Genomic DNA, 18,179 nt, shown 5'->3' on the forward strand with positions numbered 1-18,179 from the left:
ACATTAGGAGCTACGCATGCCGCATTGCTTTCGTCTCACCGCCTTGGCTTTCTCGCTGATAGGGCTGAGTGGCGTTTCAACCGCCTGGGCCCAGCAACAGACGCCAGGAGAAGTGCCCGCCGCGGTGACCCCGGTCGAAGGGGCAGCAGCGCCCATCAACAACGCGCCGCTTCCACTCGAAGAGCTGCGTACGTTCGCTGAGGTGATGGACCGCATCAAGGCAGCCTATGTTGAGCCGGTGGACGACAAGACTCTGCTCGAAAACGCCATCAAGGGCATGCTGAGCAACCTGGACCCGCATTCGGCATACCTTGAACCCAAGGATTTTGCTGAGCTTCAGGAAACCACCAGCGGCGAATTTGGTGGTCTGGGGATCGAAGTGGGTCAGGAGGACGGTTTCGTAAAAGTGGTCTCCCCTATTGATGACACGCCGGCTGCCAAGGCCGGTATCCAGCCGGGAGACCTGATCGTCAAGATCGATGGCCAGCCCACCAAGGGTCAGTCCATCAGCCAGTCCGTAGACAAGATGCGCGGCAAGATCGGCAGTCCGATTACCCTGACTATCGTACGCGGCGGTGGCCGCCCCTTCGATGTCAAACTCAACCGGGCCGTCATCAAGGTCAAGAGCGTCAAGGCGCAACTGCTGGAGCCTAACTACGGCCTGCTGCGCATTTCGCAGTTCCAGGTAAACACGGGCGATGAAGTAACAAAGGCCTTCCAGCAGCTTCGCAAAGAGAACAAGGGCAATAAGCTCAACGGCCTGGTGCTCGACCTGCGAAACAACCCCGGCGGCGTTTTGCAGGCCGCTGTCGAGGTTGCAGATGCCTTTATGACCAAGGGGCTGATCGTCTATACAAAGGGTCGCATCCAGAACTCCGAGCTGAGCTTCTCGGCCGACGCGGCTGACCCCAGCGAAGGTGTTCCGCTGGTCGTCCTCATCAATGGTGGCAGCGCGTCGGCGGCGGAAATCGTGGCGGGCGCTCTGCAGGATTCCAAGCGCGGAATCCTGATGGGTACGGATACGTTCGGTAAAGGCTCGGTGCAAACAGTTCTGCCGCTTAACAACGACCGCGCACTCAAATTGACCACAGCGCTGTACTTCACACCCAAGGGTCGATCCATTCAAGCGCAGGGCATCACCCCTGATGTGGCGGTCGCACCCGCCAAAGTCACCCCGGAAGACAATCCTGAGTTCTTCAAAGAAGCTGATCTGGCCGGTCACCTGGGTAATGCCAACGGCGGCCCGGATCGTCCTACCGGAAGCAAGGCGCCTAACCAGACGCCCCGCCCGCAAGATGATGACTTCCAGCTGTCCCAAGCCCTCAGCCTCCTGAAAGGGCTGAGCATCACGCGCAATCAGTGATCAGGCGTTGGATTGGCTCGCTCCTGCTGCTCGCTCTGGCAGCTGGAGCCGCTGCGGCTGAGCCACCACGCCTGAGCATCGTAATCGATGACCTGGGACAGAACCTCTCCCAGGATCGTCGCGTTCTTGGTCTGCCCGGGCCGGTGACCCTGGCCATCATGCCGGGCACATCCTTCGGCGCGACATTGGCTCGCGAAGCCCATAAGGCAGGCCGTACGGTCATTCTGCATCTGCCTATGGACCCTGCGGGCGGCCCCTTCGCCTGGCATCCCGAGCTTTCAGGTGAGGAGCGCCTCAAGCGTCTCGAAAACGCCCTGGCGACTGTCCCCTATGTCAGCGGCGTCAACAACCATGAAGGTAGTCGGATGACGGCTGATCGCCCGGCCATGAGTCAGCTCATGCAAACCCTGCAGGCCAAATCGCTGTTTTTCCTCGATAGCCGTACCAGTGCAGCCACGGTTGCAGCCGCCGAAGCTCAAAAGATTGGGCTGGCGAGCCTTTCCCGCGATGTGTTCCTGGACAATGTAAACCAGGCTGATGCAATCGCAGCGCAATTGCAGGAAGGCGTCAGGCTGGCACGCAAGCAAGGCACGGCCGTTCTGATTGGTCATCCTCGTCCAGCCACGCTAAGCGTTCTGGAGCGAGAGCTGCCCGCTTTGATCGCTAATGGCATCGAGATTATCGATGTCGAGCAGATGATTGCTCTACGCAGCAATAAAGCCATGGCCGGTCATGGCAAGAATGGTGTGTACCGCTGAAACAAAAACCGGAGCCCAGGCTCCGGTTTTGCTACAGGGCCCCTGAAGGGTCACAGGTAGTTATTGGTAATCTGATCGACTACGCCTTCCTTGCGCATCTCATCCAGCGTCTTCTGCAGCTTGGCAACTACATCATCCGGCGTATCCTTGTTGATCGCCAGGTATAGGTCTGCCTCATCGATGACCAACGCGGTTTGCAGATTGGACACCCCTTCCTGTTTGGCCAGATACCGAGCCACAACATCGGTCGTTGCCCAGAAGTCGATTTCGCCCCTCTCCAGCTTGCCGACGTTTTCCTGGTCGCGAAGGGACTCGGTAAACGGAATCTTCTTGTCAGCCAGGATCTGGCTGACCGCCGAGCTTTTGTAAGTACCGATCTTGTACTTGTTCGCGCCTTCCAGGTTGGTCAACTTGATATTGCTGGCGTTAGTCGACATTAACACCTTACGCGTCTTGCCCAGGGGCCCTACCCATTTGAACTGCGACTCGCGGGCAGGTGTGCGGGACGTGGAGAACAGCGCGTAATTAGGGTTTTCCAGCGCCAGGTTATAAAGCCTGTCCCAGGGGAAACGCAGAGAAAGGGAATAGTTGACTCCGGCACGCTTGAACATTTCACGGACAATATCCGTGCTGATGCCGTCAATCCCGTCATCCTTGGCGAAATTCTTTTCGTCGACAGCCATATTGAATGGCGGGAAATTCTCAGTCAGCAGGACCATCGAGTAATTGTCGGAGACCGCAGCCTTTGCTGCGCCTGCTCCCAATAACAACCCCAACATCACCACACGCAATATCGACTTGGACATCACTTCAGCTCCTTGTTTCTTATAACTGCTGTGCCACCGGCAAAGGCACAATCGAATGCTTATTTAAAGGTAATGCTCCAGGATGCGCTGGACTTCACCATCCTTGCGCATCTGCTCCAGTGCGTTTTGCAGTTTTTGCACCACATTGTCAGGTGTCTGCTTGTTCAAGGCTAAAAAGAGCTGGCTTTCGTTAAACCGCAGAACGGTCTTGAAGTCAGTAACCCCTTGTTGACGCGCCAGATAACGGCCCGCCGGATCGCCGGTGGCCCAGACGTCAATCTGCCCTGCCTGAAGTTTTTGAACGTTTTCCTGATCCCGCAGTGAGAGGTCTGGGTTTATGCCTTGCTTCACTAAACTTTCGGCGATCGCGTCACCTTTATAGGCGCCAATGCGCAAACCCTGACGCTTTACGTCATCCAGGCTGCCAATTTTTAGCGATGAGTCCGCACGGGCAAGCAGAATCCAGTCATCAGGTCCTATCGGCCCCACCCACTTAAAAGAATCTTCCCGCTCGGGGAGACGAGCCGTCACGAAAACGCCGTAGCCAGGCTGCTCCAGTGCGGTCTTGTAGATACGCTCCCAGGGAAAGCGGAGCGTCATCGAGTAAGCAACTCCGGCCCGCTTACAGGCCTCCCGGACGATATCCACGGCTATTCCGCTCAGGCTTTCCTCCTGTGCGAAGTTCTTGCCATCGACCGACATGTTGTAAGGGGGAAAATTTTCTGTCAGCAGATCAATACGATTGTTGGCACTGGCTGCCTGGGCGGCCCCAGCACTCACCATCAACACACTGACCCAAAACGCCATGACAACGTTGAACATGGACACGCCTCCTGCTTTGTTTTGGGCAATTTCTTTAACAGGAAGCGTGCCAAGTGTGACGCAAATCTCTATTTATCGGACCACAATACCCCGTTCAGCCATATAGGCCTTGGCTTGAGGCACGCTGTATTCTCCAAAATGGAAAATGCTGGCAGCCAATACCGCCGAGGCCCTGCCTTCCAGAATACCTGCAGCCAGGTGCTCAAGATTACCGACACCACCTGATGCGATAACAGGAATATTGATGGCCTCACTGATGGCACGTGTCACGCCGAGGTCGAACCCGCTCTTGGTGCCGTCCTGATCCATGCTGGTCAGCAGGATTTCACCCGCTCCCAAGTCCTCCATCTTGCGTGCCCAGGCAACGGCATCCAGCCCGGTCGGCTTACGTCCACCGTGGGTAAAGATCTCCCAGCGCGGCGTTTCGCCCGGTGCCGAGACCTTCTTGGCATCGATGGCGACAACAATGCATTGCGAGCCAAAACGGTCTGCGGCTTCTCCGACGAACTCGGGCGTAAAGACTGCTGCAGTATTGATCGAGACCTTGTCTGCACCCGCGTTGAGCAGGTTACGAATATCCTGCACGGTACGAACGCCACCGCCCACGGTCAGCGGAATGAACACCTGACTCGCCATACGTTCGACCGTATGCAGGGTGGTATCGCGGCCCTGGTGGCTGGCGGTGATATCCAGAAAGGTGATTTCATCCGCGCCCTGTTCGTTGTAACGACGGGCAATCTCTACCGGATCTCCGGCGTCACGGATATTTTCGAATTTGACGCCCTTCACCACGCGGCCATTGTCCACGTCGAGGCAGGGAATGATTCTCTTGGCAAGTGCCATACGGTATCCCTCGTCTGTCGGCTGTCTTATGCCTGATAACGATCGCACAGGGCCTGAGCCTCTGCGACGTCCAACGTGCCTTCGTAGATCGCGCGACCGGTAATGGCGCCGATGATACCGGGTGCCTTGGCATCCAGCAGGTTCTGGATATCGCTCAGGTTATGGATACCGCCCGACGCGATGACAGGAATTCGGGTAGCGTTTGCCAGCGCGGCAGTAAACGGTACGTTGCATCCCTGCATCATGCCGTCACGGGCAATATCGGTGTAAACAATCGCCGAAACGCCATCTGCCTCGAAGCGCTTGGCCAGATCGATTACCTGCACCTGACTGACTTCCGCCCAGCCATCAGTCGCCACGAAGCCGTCTTTGGCATCCAGCCCAACGATGACCTTGCCTGGAAAGGCTCGGCAGGCTTCAGCCACGAATGCTGGCTCTTTTACGGCTTTGGTGCCGATGATCACGTAGCTCACGCCAGCCTTTACATAGTGCTCGATGGTTTCCAATGAGCGGATACCGCCACCGATCTGGATAGGCAGAGAGGGATAGCGCTTGGCGATCGCGGTAACCACTTCGCCATTGACCGGCTGGCCTTCGAACGCTCCATTAAGATCAACCAGGTGCAAACGACGGCAGCCGCCTTCGACCCACTTGGCCGCCATGCTTACAGGATCGTCGGAGAAAACCGTGGAATCTTCCATACGGCCCTGGCGCAGACGCACGCAGGCGCCATCTTTCAAATCAATCGCAGGAATAATCAGCATAGATCTCTACCCAAGGCATTCGGGGCGGCCTGCATGGCACAGGTTCAGCGCCAGGAATGCGTTCGCTAATGGTGATAAAACGCCACGGGTTGGTTTTGTGCTTGCACTCAAGCCTTGCCATGGCGACTAGTACAGTCAGCCAGGCTTACCAGCGGCCATCCCAGGCAACGAAGTTCTGGTAGAGCTGCAAACCGCAGGTTGCGCTCTTTTCGGGATGGAATTGCGTGGCAAAGCGCGGACCGTCAGCCAAGGCGGCGGTAAAGTCCACGCCATAATGGCCTCGGCCGGCTACCTGGCGAGCGTTGGCGGCCTCGATGTAGTAGCTGTGCACAAAGTAGAAGCGGCTCTGGTCTGGAATACCATGCCAAAGCGGATGATCGAGGGTATGCGCCACCTCGTTCCATCCCATGTGCGGGACTTTAAGCTTTTCACCATTCTCTACCATATCGGCAGGGAAGCGGCGCACCCGACCGGGAAACAGGCCGATACAGTCAACACCGTTGTTTTCCTCGCTGGTTTCCATCAAGGCCTGCATGCCCACACAGACGCCCAGGAAAGGACGATCCTGGCTGACTTCGCGAACCAGCACATCGATGCCCAGGCGGCGAATCTCAGCCATACAGTCGCGGATAGCACCTACGCCCGGCAGGACGATGCGGTCTGCCTCCCGAATGATCTGCGGATCACCCGTGACCAGCACGCGTGCGCCGCCTGAATATTCAAGCGCCTTGGCAACCGAGTGCAGGTTGCCCATGCCATAGTCGATGACTGCTACCGTCTGCATCAGAGGCACCCCTTGGTAGACGGCATCTGTCCAGCCATGCGCTCGTCCTGGCTGACTGCCATGCGCAGCGCGCGTCCAAACGCCTTGAAGACCGTCTCGATCTGGTGGTGAGTGTTGATGCCACGCAGGTTATCCACATGCAGCGTTACCTGCGCATGGTTGACGAAGCCCTGGAAAAACTCGATGAACAGATCGACGTCGAAGCCTCCGACCGTAGCCCGGGTAAACGGTACATGCCAGTGCAGACCGGGACGCCCGGAAAAATCGATGACGACCCGGGACAGGGCTTCGTCCAGTGGCACATAGGCATGTCCGTAACGGTAGATGCCTTTCTTGTCACCAACGGCCTGGGCAAAGGCCTGACCCAGCGTGATGCCCACGTCCTCAACGGTATGGTGATCGTCGATATGCAGGTCGCCCTTGCAATGGATGTCCAGGTCGATCAACCCGTGGCGGGCGATCTGATCCAGCATGTGCTCAAGAAAGGGAACCCCGATGTCGAATCGGGCTTGCCCGGTGCCATCCAGATTGATGGATACCTTGACCTGGGTTTCCAGGGTATTGCGCTCGACGGCTGCCTTGCGTTCGGCCATTACCTGCTCCGCGAAATGAGAGGGCAAAAAAGGGTAAACAGTATAGAAGCCATAGCCAGGAAGCAGAAGCCGTGAAAGGCACCTAAACGCAAACGAGAGGAAGGATGGGACGAGTGGCGGGAAACGCGGCAGGCATTGCACCTGCCGCGAGCGGTATCGCTTAGCCGAACAGCACAGCCGTTTTGCCCAGGGTAATGAGAACACCCCATGCCAACGGAATGACGACCACAGCCCAGGCCAGAATGACCCAGGTCTTGCTGGACGGGTCAGCCGACCATTCGATTACCAGATTGTCGAAGTTGTTGTCGTTGCTCTTGGAACGCTCAACAGCCAGCTCGGCCTCGGTCATAAAGTGCTTGTCTGCCACTGGGCGTACCAGCAGGTTACAGATAAAGCCGAGGATCAGCAGGCCCGACAGGATATACAGCGTAGTGTCATAGACAGCTGCACGCGGAACCCCCAGGCCCAGCTGGTATTCACGCAGGTAGTTCACCAGCACCGGACCGAAAATACCGGCAGCGGCCCAGGCCGTCAGCAGACGACCATGGATCGCCCCCACCATCTGCGTACCGAAGAGATCCGCCAGATAAGCCGGCACGGTAGCGAAGCAGCCGCCGTACATGGACAGAATCAGGCAGAACGTGAACACGAACAGCGCTACGCTGCCCATGTGGCTGGTCCACGGAATGATCGCGTACAAGGCAAAACCCAGCGCAAAGAACACGAAAAACGTGATCTTGCGACCGATAAAGTCCGAGAACGATGCCCAGAAGAAACGACCGCCGATGTTGAACAGACTGAGCAGGCCAGTAAAGCCGGCAGCGATCGTGGCGATCTGCGCCAGCTGATCCTTGTTCAGGTCATTGAAGCGGATACCAACGCTGATCAGGCGACCACCGAATACTTCCTGCAGCATGGGCGATGCCATACCCAGGATACCGATACCAGCGGAAACGTTCAGACAGAGTACCGCCCACACCAGCCAGAACTGGGGCGTGCGCCAGGCCTTGCTGACATGCACGTGGCGACTGGTGATCATGTCATTACCGGTCTTCTTCAGCGAAGGCGACCATCCTTCCGGACGCCAGCCAGGCGGCGGTACGCGGTACGCAAGCGCGCCACCTATCATGAAGACAAAATAGACGCCGGCCAGGACCAGGAAGCACTGCCAGACACCAACATCTTCAGCCGTTGCAAAATGGCGCATCAGCATGTCGGCCAGGGGCGCACCGACCATCGCACCGCCGCCGAAGCCCATGATCGCCATGCCGGCAGCCATGCCCCGCTTGTCAGGGAACCACTTCATGAGTGTCGAAACTGGCGAAATATAGCCAAGCCCCAGCCCGATCCCCCCGATCACACCAGCCCCCAGCCAGAGCAGCCAGATGTGGTGGGTATACACGCCCATGGCCGAGATCACCAGACCGCCGCACCACAGGAATGCCGACACGACGCCTGCCTTGCGAGGACCGGCGTGCTCCAGCCAGCTACCGAAAAAGGCAGCCGAGCAGCCCAGGAACAGGAAGAACAGGGTATACATCCAGCCTAACTGGGAGATTTTCCAGTCGCAGCCCGTGGCGAAAAGCTGATCGAAAAAGCCCATGGTGGGCGCGCAGGCAATGGGTGCATCAATGCCAACGGCACGAGACAGCGGCAACCAGAATACGGAGAAACCGTAGGCCATGCCGATACACATATGAATGGCCAGTGCTGCTGGCGGTACCAGCCAGCGGTTGAAGCCATGGGTGGCAACGATCCGTTCCTTGGATAGGAAAGCGGGACGAGCGGAAGTGCCGCTCTGTGTGAGCGTAATGCTCATGAGAAATCCCCTATATGAAGTGTTGACGACTCGCTGAAGTGTTCGCAGAAAAGACCGGGCATTCCCCAACGCACCGTTTTTTTCAAAAACGCGAACGAATTCTCCTTTAGTCGGGGCGCGACAATAGAGCGCATGGCGTGTAAATACCAGAGCACAGCACTCAATTTTTCGTGCCTACACGCCAAACGGCATTTACAGCGCGACAGAGAGTCTGAGGCCGATATCGCGCTTCTGACGTTCATCCAGCCAAAACGACCACTTGGCAGCGTTATACTCGGCCATTACTTAAGTTTTAGATAAGGACCCGTCAATGAAAGCGTTCGGAAAAGTGCTCGGCCTTGTCTTTCTTGGGCTGCTGCTGATCATCGTGGCGCTGGGCTTTGCCTTGACCCACTTGTTCGACCCCAACGATTACAAAGACGAAATCCGCCAACTTGCCCGGGACAAGGCCAACATCGAGCTGACCCTTAACGGCGATATAGGCTGGAGCCTCTTTCCATGGCTTGGCCTGCAACTTCATGATGCGACCATCGCCAGTGCCACCACACCACAAAAGCCGCTTGCCAACGTACAGCGGTTGGGCTTCTCGGTGCGCGTATTGCCGCTGCTTCGCCATGATGTCGAGATGAGTGATATTCGCGTGGACGGCCTCAACCTGACGCTGGCACGCGACGAACAAGGCCAGGCCAACTGGGAAAACATTGGCCGCCCCGCACCCGATAAAACCCCCGGTACGCCAAACGACCAACCGGCGGAGCAGCCAGCTGGCCAGGATGACACGCCACGCCGTCCACTCAAGCTGGATATCGATAGCCTGACGGTCAAGGACTCACGCCTCGATTACAGCGATGCCCGCAGCGGCGCGCATTATGCGTTCGAAGGCCTTGACCTGAGCACTGGCAGCATCCGCGAAGGTACCAATATTCCGCTGAAACTGCTGGGCACCCTCACGACCAATCAACCGCCCATCAATGCCTCGGTGGTCTTGACTGGCGAGCTGCGCTTTGACAATGCCTTGCAACGTTACCAGCTGGACAATGCCAACCTGTCCGGCGATGCCACAGGCGAACCCTTCGGCGGACAGCTGCTGAAATATTCAGCGGAAGGTCAACTTCTTCTGGACCGGGCCGCTCAGGTTGCTGAGTGGAACGGCCTCAAGCTGACTTTCAACCAGCTCAAGGCGCTGGGTGAACTCAAAGTGCATGACCTTGAAAAGGCACCCAAGCTTGAAGGCGGCCTGTCCATTGCACAGACCGATCTGCGCGCCTTTCTGACCGGCATTGGTGTCGCCCTGCCGGAAATGGCTGACGCCAACACCCTCAAGCAGGTTGAGTTCAATACACGCCTGTCCGGCAGCCAGAACAGCCTGGCGCTGGAAGACCTGAACCTTGTACTGGATGGCGGCACCTTCTCGGGTCGTATTGCCGTAGAAGACTTCGCCCGTAAAGCCTTGAGTATTGACCTCAAAGGTGATCGCCTCGACCTGGATCGCTACCTGCCCGCCAAGACGGCTGCCGCTCAGCACGAGAGCAATACAGCTCGCCAGAACGAAGTGACTGCAGCCGATGCGGTTGCCAGCCAGGGCAATTCACCGCTTCCCTCCTCCCCCACTCAGCATGCCTGGAGCAGTGAGGACATTCTTCCTGTAGAGCGGCTCAAAGCACTGGATCTGAACGCTTCGCTCAACCTGGATCACTTCGTGGTCACCAAGCTGCCTATTGATAACGCCAGCCTCAAGCTCAACGGTAAAGACGGCCTCGTCACACTGAGCGAATTGCGTGGCGACTTGTTCAGCGGTCGCTTTCAGGCCAATGGTGCCCTTGATGTTCGAGGAATCACACCCAAACTCAATGTGACCGAACGTATTGCTCAGGTACCGGTTGAAAAAATTCTCCAGGCCCAGGGCCAAAAGCCACCCGTACGGGGGGCGCTAGATCTGGATGCCAACCTGACCGCGCAAGGCAATAGCCAGAAGGCATGGATGGATAGCCTGGATGGAACGGCGCGCTTTCGTCTGAGCAATGGTGTCCTGGCCAATGCCAACCTAGAGGGCCAGCTCTGCCAGGGCATCGCGCTGCTCAACAAAAAGACACTTGCCAGTGCGCATGATGGCCAGGACACTCCGTTCCGCGAGCTGAGCGGTAGTCTGACCATCAATAATGGAGTCGCCAGCAACCAGGACCTGATTGCCCGCATTCCCGGCCTGACGGCCAAGGGCAACGGTGACATCGACTTACGCGTGCTGGGCTTGGACTACCGCATTGGCGTAACCGTCGAAGGCGACAAGAGCGACATGCCCGACCCGGCCTGTCAGGTCAATGAGCGCTATACCGGCATCGAGTGGCCGTTGCATTGCCGGGGTCCGCTGGAGCTGGGCGCCAAAGCCTGCCGCCTGGATCGCGACGGCATGAGCAAGATCGTCGCCCGACTGGCGGGTGATCGACTTAATGAGAAACTGGATGAAAAGCTCGGAGACAAGGTCAGTCCCGAACTCAAAGATGCCATCAAGGGGTTATTCCACAAACGATGAATCCGGAACGCTTTTCCAGCGCAGTCCTGAATTGGTACGACATTCATGGCCGCAAGGACCTGCCCTGGCAGCAGAACATCACCCCTTATCGGGTCTGGGTCTCGGAGATCATGCTCCAGCAGACCCAGGTCAGTACAGTGCTGGGCTATTTTGACCGTTTCATGCAGGCGTTACCCGATGTCCAGGCGCTTGCCGCTGCCTCTGAAGACGAAGTACTGCACCTCTGGACGGGACTGGGGTATTACAGTCGCGCCCGAAATCTGCACAAGACGGCAAAGATTGTCGTCACCGAGCACAACGGTGAGTTTCCACGCAGTGTCGAAGCCCTCGTGGACCTGCCAGGCATAGGCCGCTCGACGGCAGGTGCCATTGCCAGCCTGTCCATGAACATTCGCGCACCGATTCTGGACGGCAACGTCAAGCGGGTTCTGGCGCGCTATTCGGCACAGTCCGGCTATCCCGGCGAGCCCGCCGTCGCCCGAGCGCTATGGGACGTGGCGGAGCGCTATACACCTCACATTCGTGTGGGCAACTACACTCAGGCCATGATGGACCTGGGCGCTACACTGTGCACACGCAGCAAGCCCACCTGCCTGCTCTGTCCATTGAAAGAAGGCTGCCAGGCCCATCGGCTGGGACGTGAAACGGATTTTCCCGAACCCAAGCCACGGAAGACCTTGCCGCAAAAGCGGACCCTGATGCCACTGATCATCAATGATGACAATGCCATCCTGCTCCACCGGCGCCCTTCTTCCGGGCTCTGGGGTGGTCTCTGGAGTCCACCTGAGCTCGATACGGTCGATCAGCTGGGGGCCCTGACTGAGCGCCACAGCCTGATCATGGAACAGCGTCAGGCCTTGCCTGGCCTTACACATACCTTCAGCCATTTCCAGCTCAACATCGAGCCCTGGCTGATTCATGTGGACAGCCGTAATCAATCCATGACCGAACCGGACTGGCTTTGGTATAACCTCGCCAATCCGCCACGCCTGGGGCTGGCAGCCCCGGTCAAGAAATTGCTCAAGCGCGCCGAAGAGGCGTTGAAAGGAGAAACCGTATGACCCGCACTGTCATGTGCCGCAAGCTCAAGCAAGAACTGCCTGGCCTGGATCGCCCGCCTTATCCGGGCGCCAAGGGCGAGGACATTTACCTGAATGTATCCAAGCAGGCCTGGGATGACTGGCAGAAACATCAGACCATGCTGATCAACGAGCGCCGTCTGAACATGATGAATGCCGACGACCGTAAATTTCTTCAGCAGGAAATGGATAAATTCCTTTCTGGCGAAGAGTACGCGCAAGCCGAAGGATACGTACCGCCAAGCGAATGATTTGGGGCTAGCCCTTCTGATTTTGGGCTAAACACTTAAGTCACGGTAAAAATTGAATTTTTTTTCAACTCGCGCTTGACACAAATCGTTTATAACGGTTTAATGCGCCCCGTTGCCCAGGTAGCTCAGTTGGTAGAGCAGGGGATTGAAAATCCCCGTGTCGGCGGTTCGATTCCGTCCCTGGGCACCATGATTCTAAAAGCCCGATCACTGATCGGGCTTTTTTTTGCCTGCATGTTTGTCCCGCCTCGTATCACTGCCCTGAAAGGCTTCAGCACGATTTTCTCCCGCTCGCCCAATTGCTCGTCTTGGGTCTTTTATTTGACAACTTGCGGTTAAACAGCTGTAAAGCTTATACAGACCTGTAGATGGAGGAGTGAATGAAGCGGCTCAAGCGATGGGTTATTTCTTTGATGACGGGTTTAAGCCTGTGCGGCACAGCTCTGGCGGCCGACGTTCTCAAAGTGGGCGTTCAAGGCTCGCTCCCCCCGTTCAGTAGCGTTAGTGGTAACGGCAAGCTGACCGGCTTCGATGTAGATATTGCCCAGGCACTGTGTGCAGAACTCAAGGTGCAATGCCAGTTCGTGATTACCAGCTGGGATCGCATGCTGCCTTCACTGAACGCACGCAAGTTCGACGCCATCATTTCCTCGATGTCGATCACACCGGAGCGCGAGCAGCTCGTCTCCTTCACTATCCCCTACTACATGAACAGCATTCAGTTCATTGCCCCCAGGGATAAACCGTTCAGCACAGACCCCCGCGGACTCAAAGGCAAGGTTATCGGTGCCGGCCGCGCGACGCTTTCGGCAGATTGGCTCTCCAACCATCTGGGCGGTCAGGTCAACATGCGCTTCTACGACTCCCAGGAGGAAGCCAACCAAGCCCTTGCAGATGGGCGTGTGGATGCCGTACTGGGAGACCGCTTTGCGCATTACGCCTGGCTGCAGACCCCAGAGGGGCAACGCTTCGAGCTTAAAGGCGAACCCGTCCTGCAAAAGGACCGCATTGCGATAGCGGTACGCAAGAACGATCCGCTGAAAGCCCGCCTGGATGAAGCTCTCAAAGGTATTCTCGCCAACGGGACATACCAGCAGATCAACGCCCGATACTTTCCGTTCAGCCTCTACTGATCACAGCGACAGGGCGGTGCGTTATGCTTCGCCGCCCCGTTAGCCTCCGTGATCGGCATGAGTGAGACCTATCCTGCTTCCTTCCTCCAGGGCAGTGCGTTAGAAGCACGCTTCAATGCCTTGGACAGCTTCCTGATACAGCACCAGGCGCTCTGGCGACCCAAGCCGTTCACCCAGCCAACACTGCCTTGGGAGAAGACCAACCCGGGGCTATCCTCGTGGCTTCGCGCCCGCTCACTTGAAGAGGCGGAGGCTACGCATACACATCCCCATGCACTCAAGGCCCCCTCGCCTTTTCCAGCCTGGGCCGAAGAGGCACGTCAGCTGTGCATGATCGGCGAGTTGCCCAGGCAGTACAGCGAAGCGCCTAACAGACTGAGCGTGGACGTGCCGGGACGCAAATGGCAGCAGGTGGAGGCCTTCGCTCACCACGCCTTGTTCAGCAGCCCTCCCTCGCATTGGCTGGACTGGTGCTCAGGCAAAGGTCATTTAGGACGACGCCTGGGCGTCCATGGCGCTGCGTTCGACTGTCTGGAATACGATTCCTCACTGGTAGAGACAGGGCAACGTATCAGCAAGCGCCTGGGGCTTTCAGCCCATCATTATGAACAGGATGTAATGGCTGATTCTGTTACGGAAAGGCTTAAGGCCTTTCACACCCCTGTAGCGCTGCATGCGTGCGGTGATCTCCATGTGCGGTTGATGCAGGTAGCCAGCCAGATAGGCTGCTCTGCCTTGGCGTTAGCGCCCTGTTGCTATAACCGTATCAGCGGCGATGAGTACCGCCCGCTTTCCGCGAACGCCAGGCAGTCAGCACTTCTCCTGAGCAAGGAGGACCTTGGGCTGCCCCTGTGTGAAACCGTGACCGCCGGTGCCCGGGTTCGCCGCCAGCGTGACCTCTCCATGGCCAGAAGGCTGGCATTCGACCTGCTTCAGCGAGAGATCTGCGGAGCCGATGAATACCTTCCTACTCCTCCACTGGCAACCCACTGGCTGCAACGCACCTTTCGCGACTACTGCCTGGAGCTTGCCACGCTCAAAGGCTTGCCGCCCATCCCTGAGCGCAACTGGGAGGCACTTGAGGCCGCCGGCTGGAAGCGTCTCGCCGCTGTTCGCAATCTTGAACTGGTCCGCGGTCTTTTCCGGCGGCCGCTCGAGCTCTGGCTGCTCCTTGATCGGGCGCTCTTTCTGGAGGAACAGGGCTACGAGGTCAGACTAGGCAGTTTTTGCGACCCTAGCCTGACACCCCGCAATCTGATGCTGCTGGCTGAGAAACCCTAGAGAACGGCCGGCGCGCGCCTTACAGGTCGAGCCGGCAGAATGGCTTTCTGTAACGCCACTCCAGCCGGATGCTCAAAACGCAGCCCCGTGGTTACCTTACACTCTTCGGCCAGCCGCCCCTGATCCAGCACAGCCACCCGATGGCACAGCCGCTGTACTAGGCTTAGATCGTGGGTAATCAACAGAAAGGCTGTTCCTTGCGTTTCACGTATTTCGCTGAGCATATCCAGTATCTGCACCTGAAGGACTCGATCCAGATTGGACAGCGCCTCATCCAGTACAATAAGCGAGGGGTTTGATGCCAGCGCCCGCGCAATGCCGACCCGCTGGAGCTGTCCGCCACTGAGCTGGCCGGGGAGCCTGTCAGCTATAGAAGCCGCCAATCCAACCTGCTCCAACAGCTGCGCGACTCGCCGCAAACAGTCCGGCCTGGAAAGACCCATCAAGTGTCGAAGCGGTTCAGACAGACTCCAGCCAATCGAGTGGCGAGGGTTGAATGCGCTTGGTGCATCCTGGAAGACCAACTGGACACGGCGCTGAAACGTACGAAGCGCTTCACCCCGTAGCTCGGATAGCACCTCATTCCGAAAGCTGACGCGCCCGGTTACCGGTCTTTCAAGTCCCAGCAACAGACGCGCCAATGTACTTTTACCACTGCCGCTGTTTCCCAGAAGACCAACGCTTTCCCCTTCGTCAATGTGAAAATCCACACCATGCAATACGGTCTGCAAGGGCCGCCGTGACCAGAAACCTCCCGAGCGATAGCCGTGCCCGATACCCTCAGTGCTGAGCAGTCTCATTCATAATCCTCCGCCAAGGTGAGCGCCTGATGCGCAGCCAGCAGATCACGCGCGGCAGGGCTACATGGTGCGTCAAACAATTGCTCGACAGACGTAGCCTCCACAAGGCTCCCTTCATCCATCACCAACACATCGTGGGCGCAACGGGCAACAACTCCCATGTCATGCGTTACCAGCAGAATTCCCAGACCTTTCTCTTCAACCAGTCGATCAAGTACATCCAGCACACGTGCCTGCATGAGCAGATCAAGATCCGTTGTTGGTTCATCGGCCAATAGAAAAGGGGTTTCAGCCAGCAGTGCCAACGCAATCATCATGCGCTGTAACATGCCGCCACTCATTTGAAAGGAATAAAGGTCAAGCACCTGAGAGGAAGTATTCAGGCCAACATCCACCAGGCAGGCGTCCAGACGCGCCTGGGCATCTGCACCACGGATGTTACGCAGCGCCAGCACCTCGTAGGCATGCGCCCGCATCGTCAGTACAGGATTAAAGGCAGAACGGGGATTCTGCATGATCATGGAAACCTGACGCCCCCGCAGATGCTCGCCGCTCGTCCTTTGTCCGTCGCACAGCACGTGTCCTGACACCCTTGTCACGCCTGCGGGAAGTTGATCGAGCATGCCCAGACAGGTCATGGATTTGCCAGAGCCACTGGAACCCACCAAAGCGGTAACACGCCCGGTCCTGACCGTCAGGCTCAGATCCTTGACCAAGACGTGATCATTAACAGCCAGGGTCAGGCCCTGGACTTCCAATACACGACCCATCAATGCCCTCCTGTGCGCAGCGAGGGATCCAGGCGATCCCGCAACGCATCCCCAAGCAGGTTGAAGGCCATTACGGTCAGGAAAATCATAAGACCCGGCCAGAGTAAGAGTTGAGGATGCGTCCAGAGAAATTCTTTGGCGTCGTTGATCATCACGCCCCACTCCGGCGTAGGTGGGTTGACACCCAGACCGAGAAAGGACAAACCTGATACGTGCAGCATCATGTGGCCGATATCCAGCGAGGCCAGGACCATCAGTTGACCCAGCACGCTCGGCAGAATGTGGCTGACAAAGCTCTGCAGACGTGACGCACCCGCCAGACGGGATGCCAGCAGATAGTCTCGCCCACGCAGCGAGATCACCAGGCTGCGAACCATTCGGGCATACCAGGCCCAATGCGAAAGGGCGATGGCCAGGATGACATTCGAAAGCCCTGTTCCCAGCACACCAATAAAGAAGAGCGCCAGAACAAAGGTGGGTACGGTCATGAACAACTCGCCGACTCGCATCAGCACCGTGTCCAGTCGACCACCGATAAACCCGGCCACACCGCCTACGACAATGCCAAGCGTGAGGATCAGGCATAGCGTCAGCACAACCGTACCCAGGGACAAACGTGCCCCAGTAATGAGGCGCGACAGGACGTCACGACCCAGATGATCGGTTCCCAGCCAATGTGCTTCGCTCATCCCCTGTAGCCGCTGGCTCACATCGACGGCAGTCGGATCGTAGGGAGCCAACCAGGGCCCCAGCAGCGTCAAGGCGAGCAGAAGGATGACCAATACACCACCCAGCCAAGCCCCCCATGAGCGCGTCCGGGGCGCGTTCATCGTCTGTACTAGCATGCCTGTGCTCCTTCCAATCGCGTGCGAGGGTCGAGCCAGGCGTACAGTACATCCACAACCAGATTGCAGAGGACAAACAGCCCGGTCATCAGCAGCGTAAAGCACTGCAATACGGGGAAGTCCCGGTTGTAAACGGCACTGACTGCAAAACGGCCCAGCCCGGGCCAGGCGAAAATCGTTTCGATGACCAGCGTGCCGCCAATCAATTCACCGACATGCATCCCGATGGCTGTCACGACGGGTAGCCAGGCGTTGCGCAGGATATGTCTGCGCCATACCTGCCCTTCCGGCAGCCCACGCAGGCGCGCGTACAAAACGTGTCGCTGCCCGCTGGCTTCCAATAGGCTGGCACGAAGAAGTCGCGCGTTGATCGATAACGACATCAGCGCCACTGCCAGTACCGGCATGACCAGATGCGCTATTCCTCCCCGCCCCATGGGAGGCAGCCATCCCAGGGTCACGGAAAACAGGGCGACCATCAGGAACGCCAGCCAGAAATTGGGCATCGAAACGCCAAAAAAGGCGATAAACCGTACAAGCTGATCCGGCCAGCCACCCGGTCTGCGGGCCGCCCAGATGCCCAGCGGCAAGCTGACCAGCAAAGTGACCGCCAGCGCAGCGCCTCCTAGCTGAAGGGTGGCGGGCAGGTAATAGAGAAGATCACCCAGGACGGGCCGTCCCGTCACGAATGATGTTCCGAAATCCAGATGCAGCGCGCGCCAGAGCCACATCAAGTACTGCTCAACCAAAGGACGATCGAGCCCCAGCGTATGCCGCGCCTCCGCCAGGGCCGCGTCCGTAGGCGGAATCTGGGAGAGACGCAGGTAATCCAGAGCAGGATCACCCCGCCCCATATGCAGCAGCACGAATACCAGTAGCGAAACAGCAAGCAGGATGGGTATCAGCAGGGCCAGCCGATAGGCGATATAACGCAGCAT

General features: G+C 57.8%; 18 protein-coding genes and 1 tRNA gene. 8 read left to right on the forward strand and 11 right to left on the reverse strand.

The features are described 5' to 3' along the window. Positions 1–16 precede the first annotated feature (16 nt). Entirely contained in the window at positions 17–1,363 is a 1,347-nt protein-coding gene (locus AC4LF3_RS18770) for a S41 family peptidase (RefSeq protein WP_010796140.1), read from the forward strand. Continuing rightward, positions 1,360–2,121 (forward strand): divergent polysaccharide deacetylase family protein, encoded by a 762-nt coding sequence (locus tag AC4LF3_RS18775; RefSeq protein WP_491836150.1) that lies wholly within the window; start codon positions 1,360–1,362, stop codon positions 2,119–2,121. The genes AC4LF3_RS18770 and AC4LF3_RS18775 overlap by 4 nt, the downstream gene beginning before the upstream one ends. 50 nt (positions 2,122–2,171) lie before the next feature. Here the strand turns inward: AC4LF3_RS18775 and AC4LF3_RS18780 are convergent, their stop codons facing one another. The 7 genes from AC4LF3_RS18780 to AC4LF3_RS18810 form a co-directional block, all read right to left on the reverse strand. Continuing rightward, positions 2,172–2,927 (reverse strand): substrate-binding periplasmic protein, encoded by a 756-nt coding sequence (locus AC4LF3_RS18780; protein ID WP_491836151.1) that lies wholly within the window; start codon positions 2,925–2,927, stop codon positions 2,172–2,174. A gap of 63 nt (positions 2,928–2,990) precedes the next feature. After that, entirely contained in the window at positions 2,991–3,710 is a 720-nt protein-coding gene (locus AC4LF3_RS18785; RefSeq protein WP_239383492.1) for a substrate-binding periplasmic protein, read from the reverse strand. Between the two features lie 111 nt (positions 3,711–3,821). Next, entirely contained in the window at positions 3,822–4,592 is a 771-nt protein-coding gene (gene hisF, locus AC4LF3_RS18790; RefSeq protein ID WP_181123647.1) for an imidazole glycerol phosphate synthase subunit HisF, read from the reverse strand. A 26-nt stretch (positions 4,593–4,618) separates the two neighbouring features. Then, complete coding sequence (gene hisA, locus AC4LF3_RS18795) at positions 4,619–5,356, reverse strand: 1-(5-phosphoribosyl)-5-[(5-phosphoribosylamino)methylideneamino]imidazole-4-carboxamide isomerase (RefSeq protein WP_019367289.1); 738 nt, start codon at positions 5,354–5,356, stop codon at positions 4,619–4,621. Positions 5,357–5,501: 145 nt separating this feature from the next. Further along, positions 5,502–6,140 (reverse strand): imidazole glycerol phosphate synthase subunit HisH, encoded by a 639-nt coding sequence (gene hisH / locus AC4LF3_RS18800; RefSeq protein ID WP_150348478.1) that lies wholly within the window; start codon positions 6,138–6,140, stop codon positions 5,502–5,504. Next, positions 6,140–6,733, reverse strand: a complete 594-nt coding sequence (gene hisB / locus AC4LF3_RS18805; RefSeq protein WP_019367287.1) for an imidazoleglycerol-phosphate dehydratase HisB — start codon at positions 6,731–6,733, stop codon at positions 6,140–6,142. Before hisB ends, hisH begins: the two co-directional genes overlap by 1 nt. 160 nt (positions 6,734–6,893) lie before the next feature. Next, a complete protein-coding gene (locus AC4LF3_RS18810) occupies positions 6,894–8,552 on the reverse strand; it encodes an OFA family MFS transporter (protein WP_010796148.1) in 1,659 nt (552 codons plus the stop codon). Between the two features lie 310 nt (positions 8,553–8,862). Here AC4LF3_RS18810 and AC4LF3_RS18815 point away from each other — a divergent pair, with 310 nt between their 5' ends. From AC4LF3_RS18815 to AC4LF3_RS18840, 6 genes are all read left to right on the forward strand, one after another. Next, positions 8,863–11,082, forward strand: coding sequence for an AsmA family protein (locus tag AC4LF3_RS18815; RefSeq protein WP_491836152.1), 2,220 nt, complete (start codon positions 8,863–8,865; stop codon positions 11,080–11,082). After that, entirely contained in the window at positions 11,079–12,143 is a 1,065-nt protein-coding gene (gene mutY, locus AC4LF3_RS18820; protein WP_434154168.1) for an A/G-specific adenine glycosylase, read from the forward strand. The genes AC4LF3_RS18815 and mutY overlap by 4 nt, the downstream gene beginning before the upstream one ends. Next, positions 12,140–12,412, forward strand: coding sequence for an oxidative damage protection protein (locus AC4LF3_RS18825; protein ID WP_010796151.1), 273 nt, complete (start codon positions 12,140–12,142; stop codon positions 12,410–12,412). Before mutY ends, AC4LF3_RS18825 begins: the two co-directional genes overlap by 4 nt. Positions 12,413–12,526: 114 nt before the next feature. Further along, a tRNA-Phe gene (locus AC4LF3_RS18830) sits at positions 12,527–12,602 on the forward strand. 190 nt (positions 12,603–12,792) lie between these two features. Next, positions 12,793–13,545, forward strand: a complete 753-nt coding sequence (locus AC4LF3_RS18835) for a transporter substrate-binding domain-containing protein (protein WP_010796152.1) — start codon at positions 12,793–12,795, stop codon at positions 13,543–13,545. Between the two features lie 57 nt (positions 13,546–13,602). Beyond that, positions 13,603–14,826, forward strand: coding sequence for a methyltransferase (locus tag AC4LF3_RS18840; protein WP_491836153.1), 1,224 nt, complete (start codon positions 13,603–13,605; stop codon positions 14,824–14,826). Here AC4LF3_RS18840 and nikE read toward each other — a convergent pair. The 4 genes from nikE to nikB are packed head-to-tail and all read right to left on the reverse strand — an operon-like array spanning position 14,823 to position 18,179. Further along, the gene (gene nikE, locus AC4LF3_RS18845) at positions 14,823–15,626 is read right to left on the reverse strand and encodes a nickel import ATP-binding protein NikE (protein ID WP_491836154.1); all 804 of its coding nucleotides are present in this window, start codon (positions 15,624–15,626) and stop codon (positions 14,823–14,825) included. The two genes, AC4LF3_RS18840 and nikE, sit on opposite strands and share 4 nt — an antisense overlap. Next, positions 15,623–16,396, reverse strand: coding sequence for an ATP-binding cassette domain-containing protein (locus AC4LF3_RS18850; protein WP_491836155.1), 774 nt, complete (start codon positions 16,394–16,396; stop codon positions 15,623–15,625). The genes nikE and AC4LF3_RS18850 overlap by 4 nt, the downstream gene beginning before the upstream one ends. Beyond that, positions 16,396–17,241: a nickel ABC transporter permease subunit NikC gene (gene nikC / locus AC4LF3_RS18855; RefSeq protein ID WP_491836156.1), complete on the reverse strand. Its 846-nt coding sequence runs from the start codon at positions 17,239–17,241 to the stop codon at positions 16,396–16,398. Before nikC ends, AC4LF3_RS18850 begins: the two co-directional genes overlap by 1 nt. After that, the gene (nikB, locus tag AC4LF3_RS18860) at positions 17,235–18,179 is read right to left on the reverse strand and encodes a nickel ABC transporter permease subunit NikB (protein ID WP_125888480.1); all 945 of its coding nucleotides are present in this window, start codon (positions 18,177–18,179) and stop codon (positions 17,235–17,237) included. Before nikB ends, nikC begins: the two co-directional genes overlap by 7 nt.

Source organism: Pseudomonas sp. C2.3V (genome assembly GCF_058536325.1).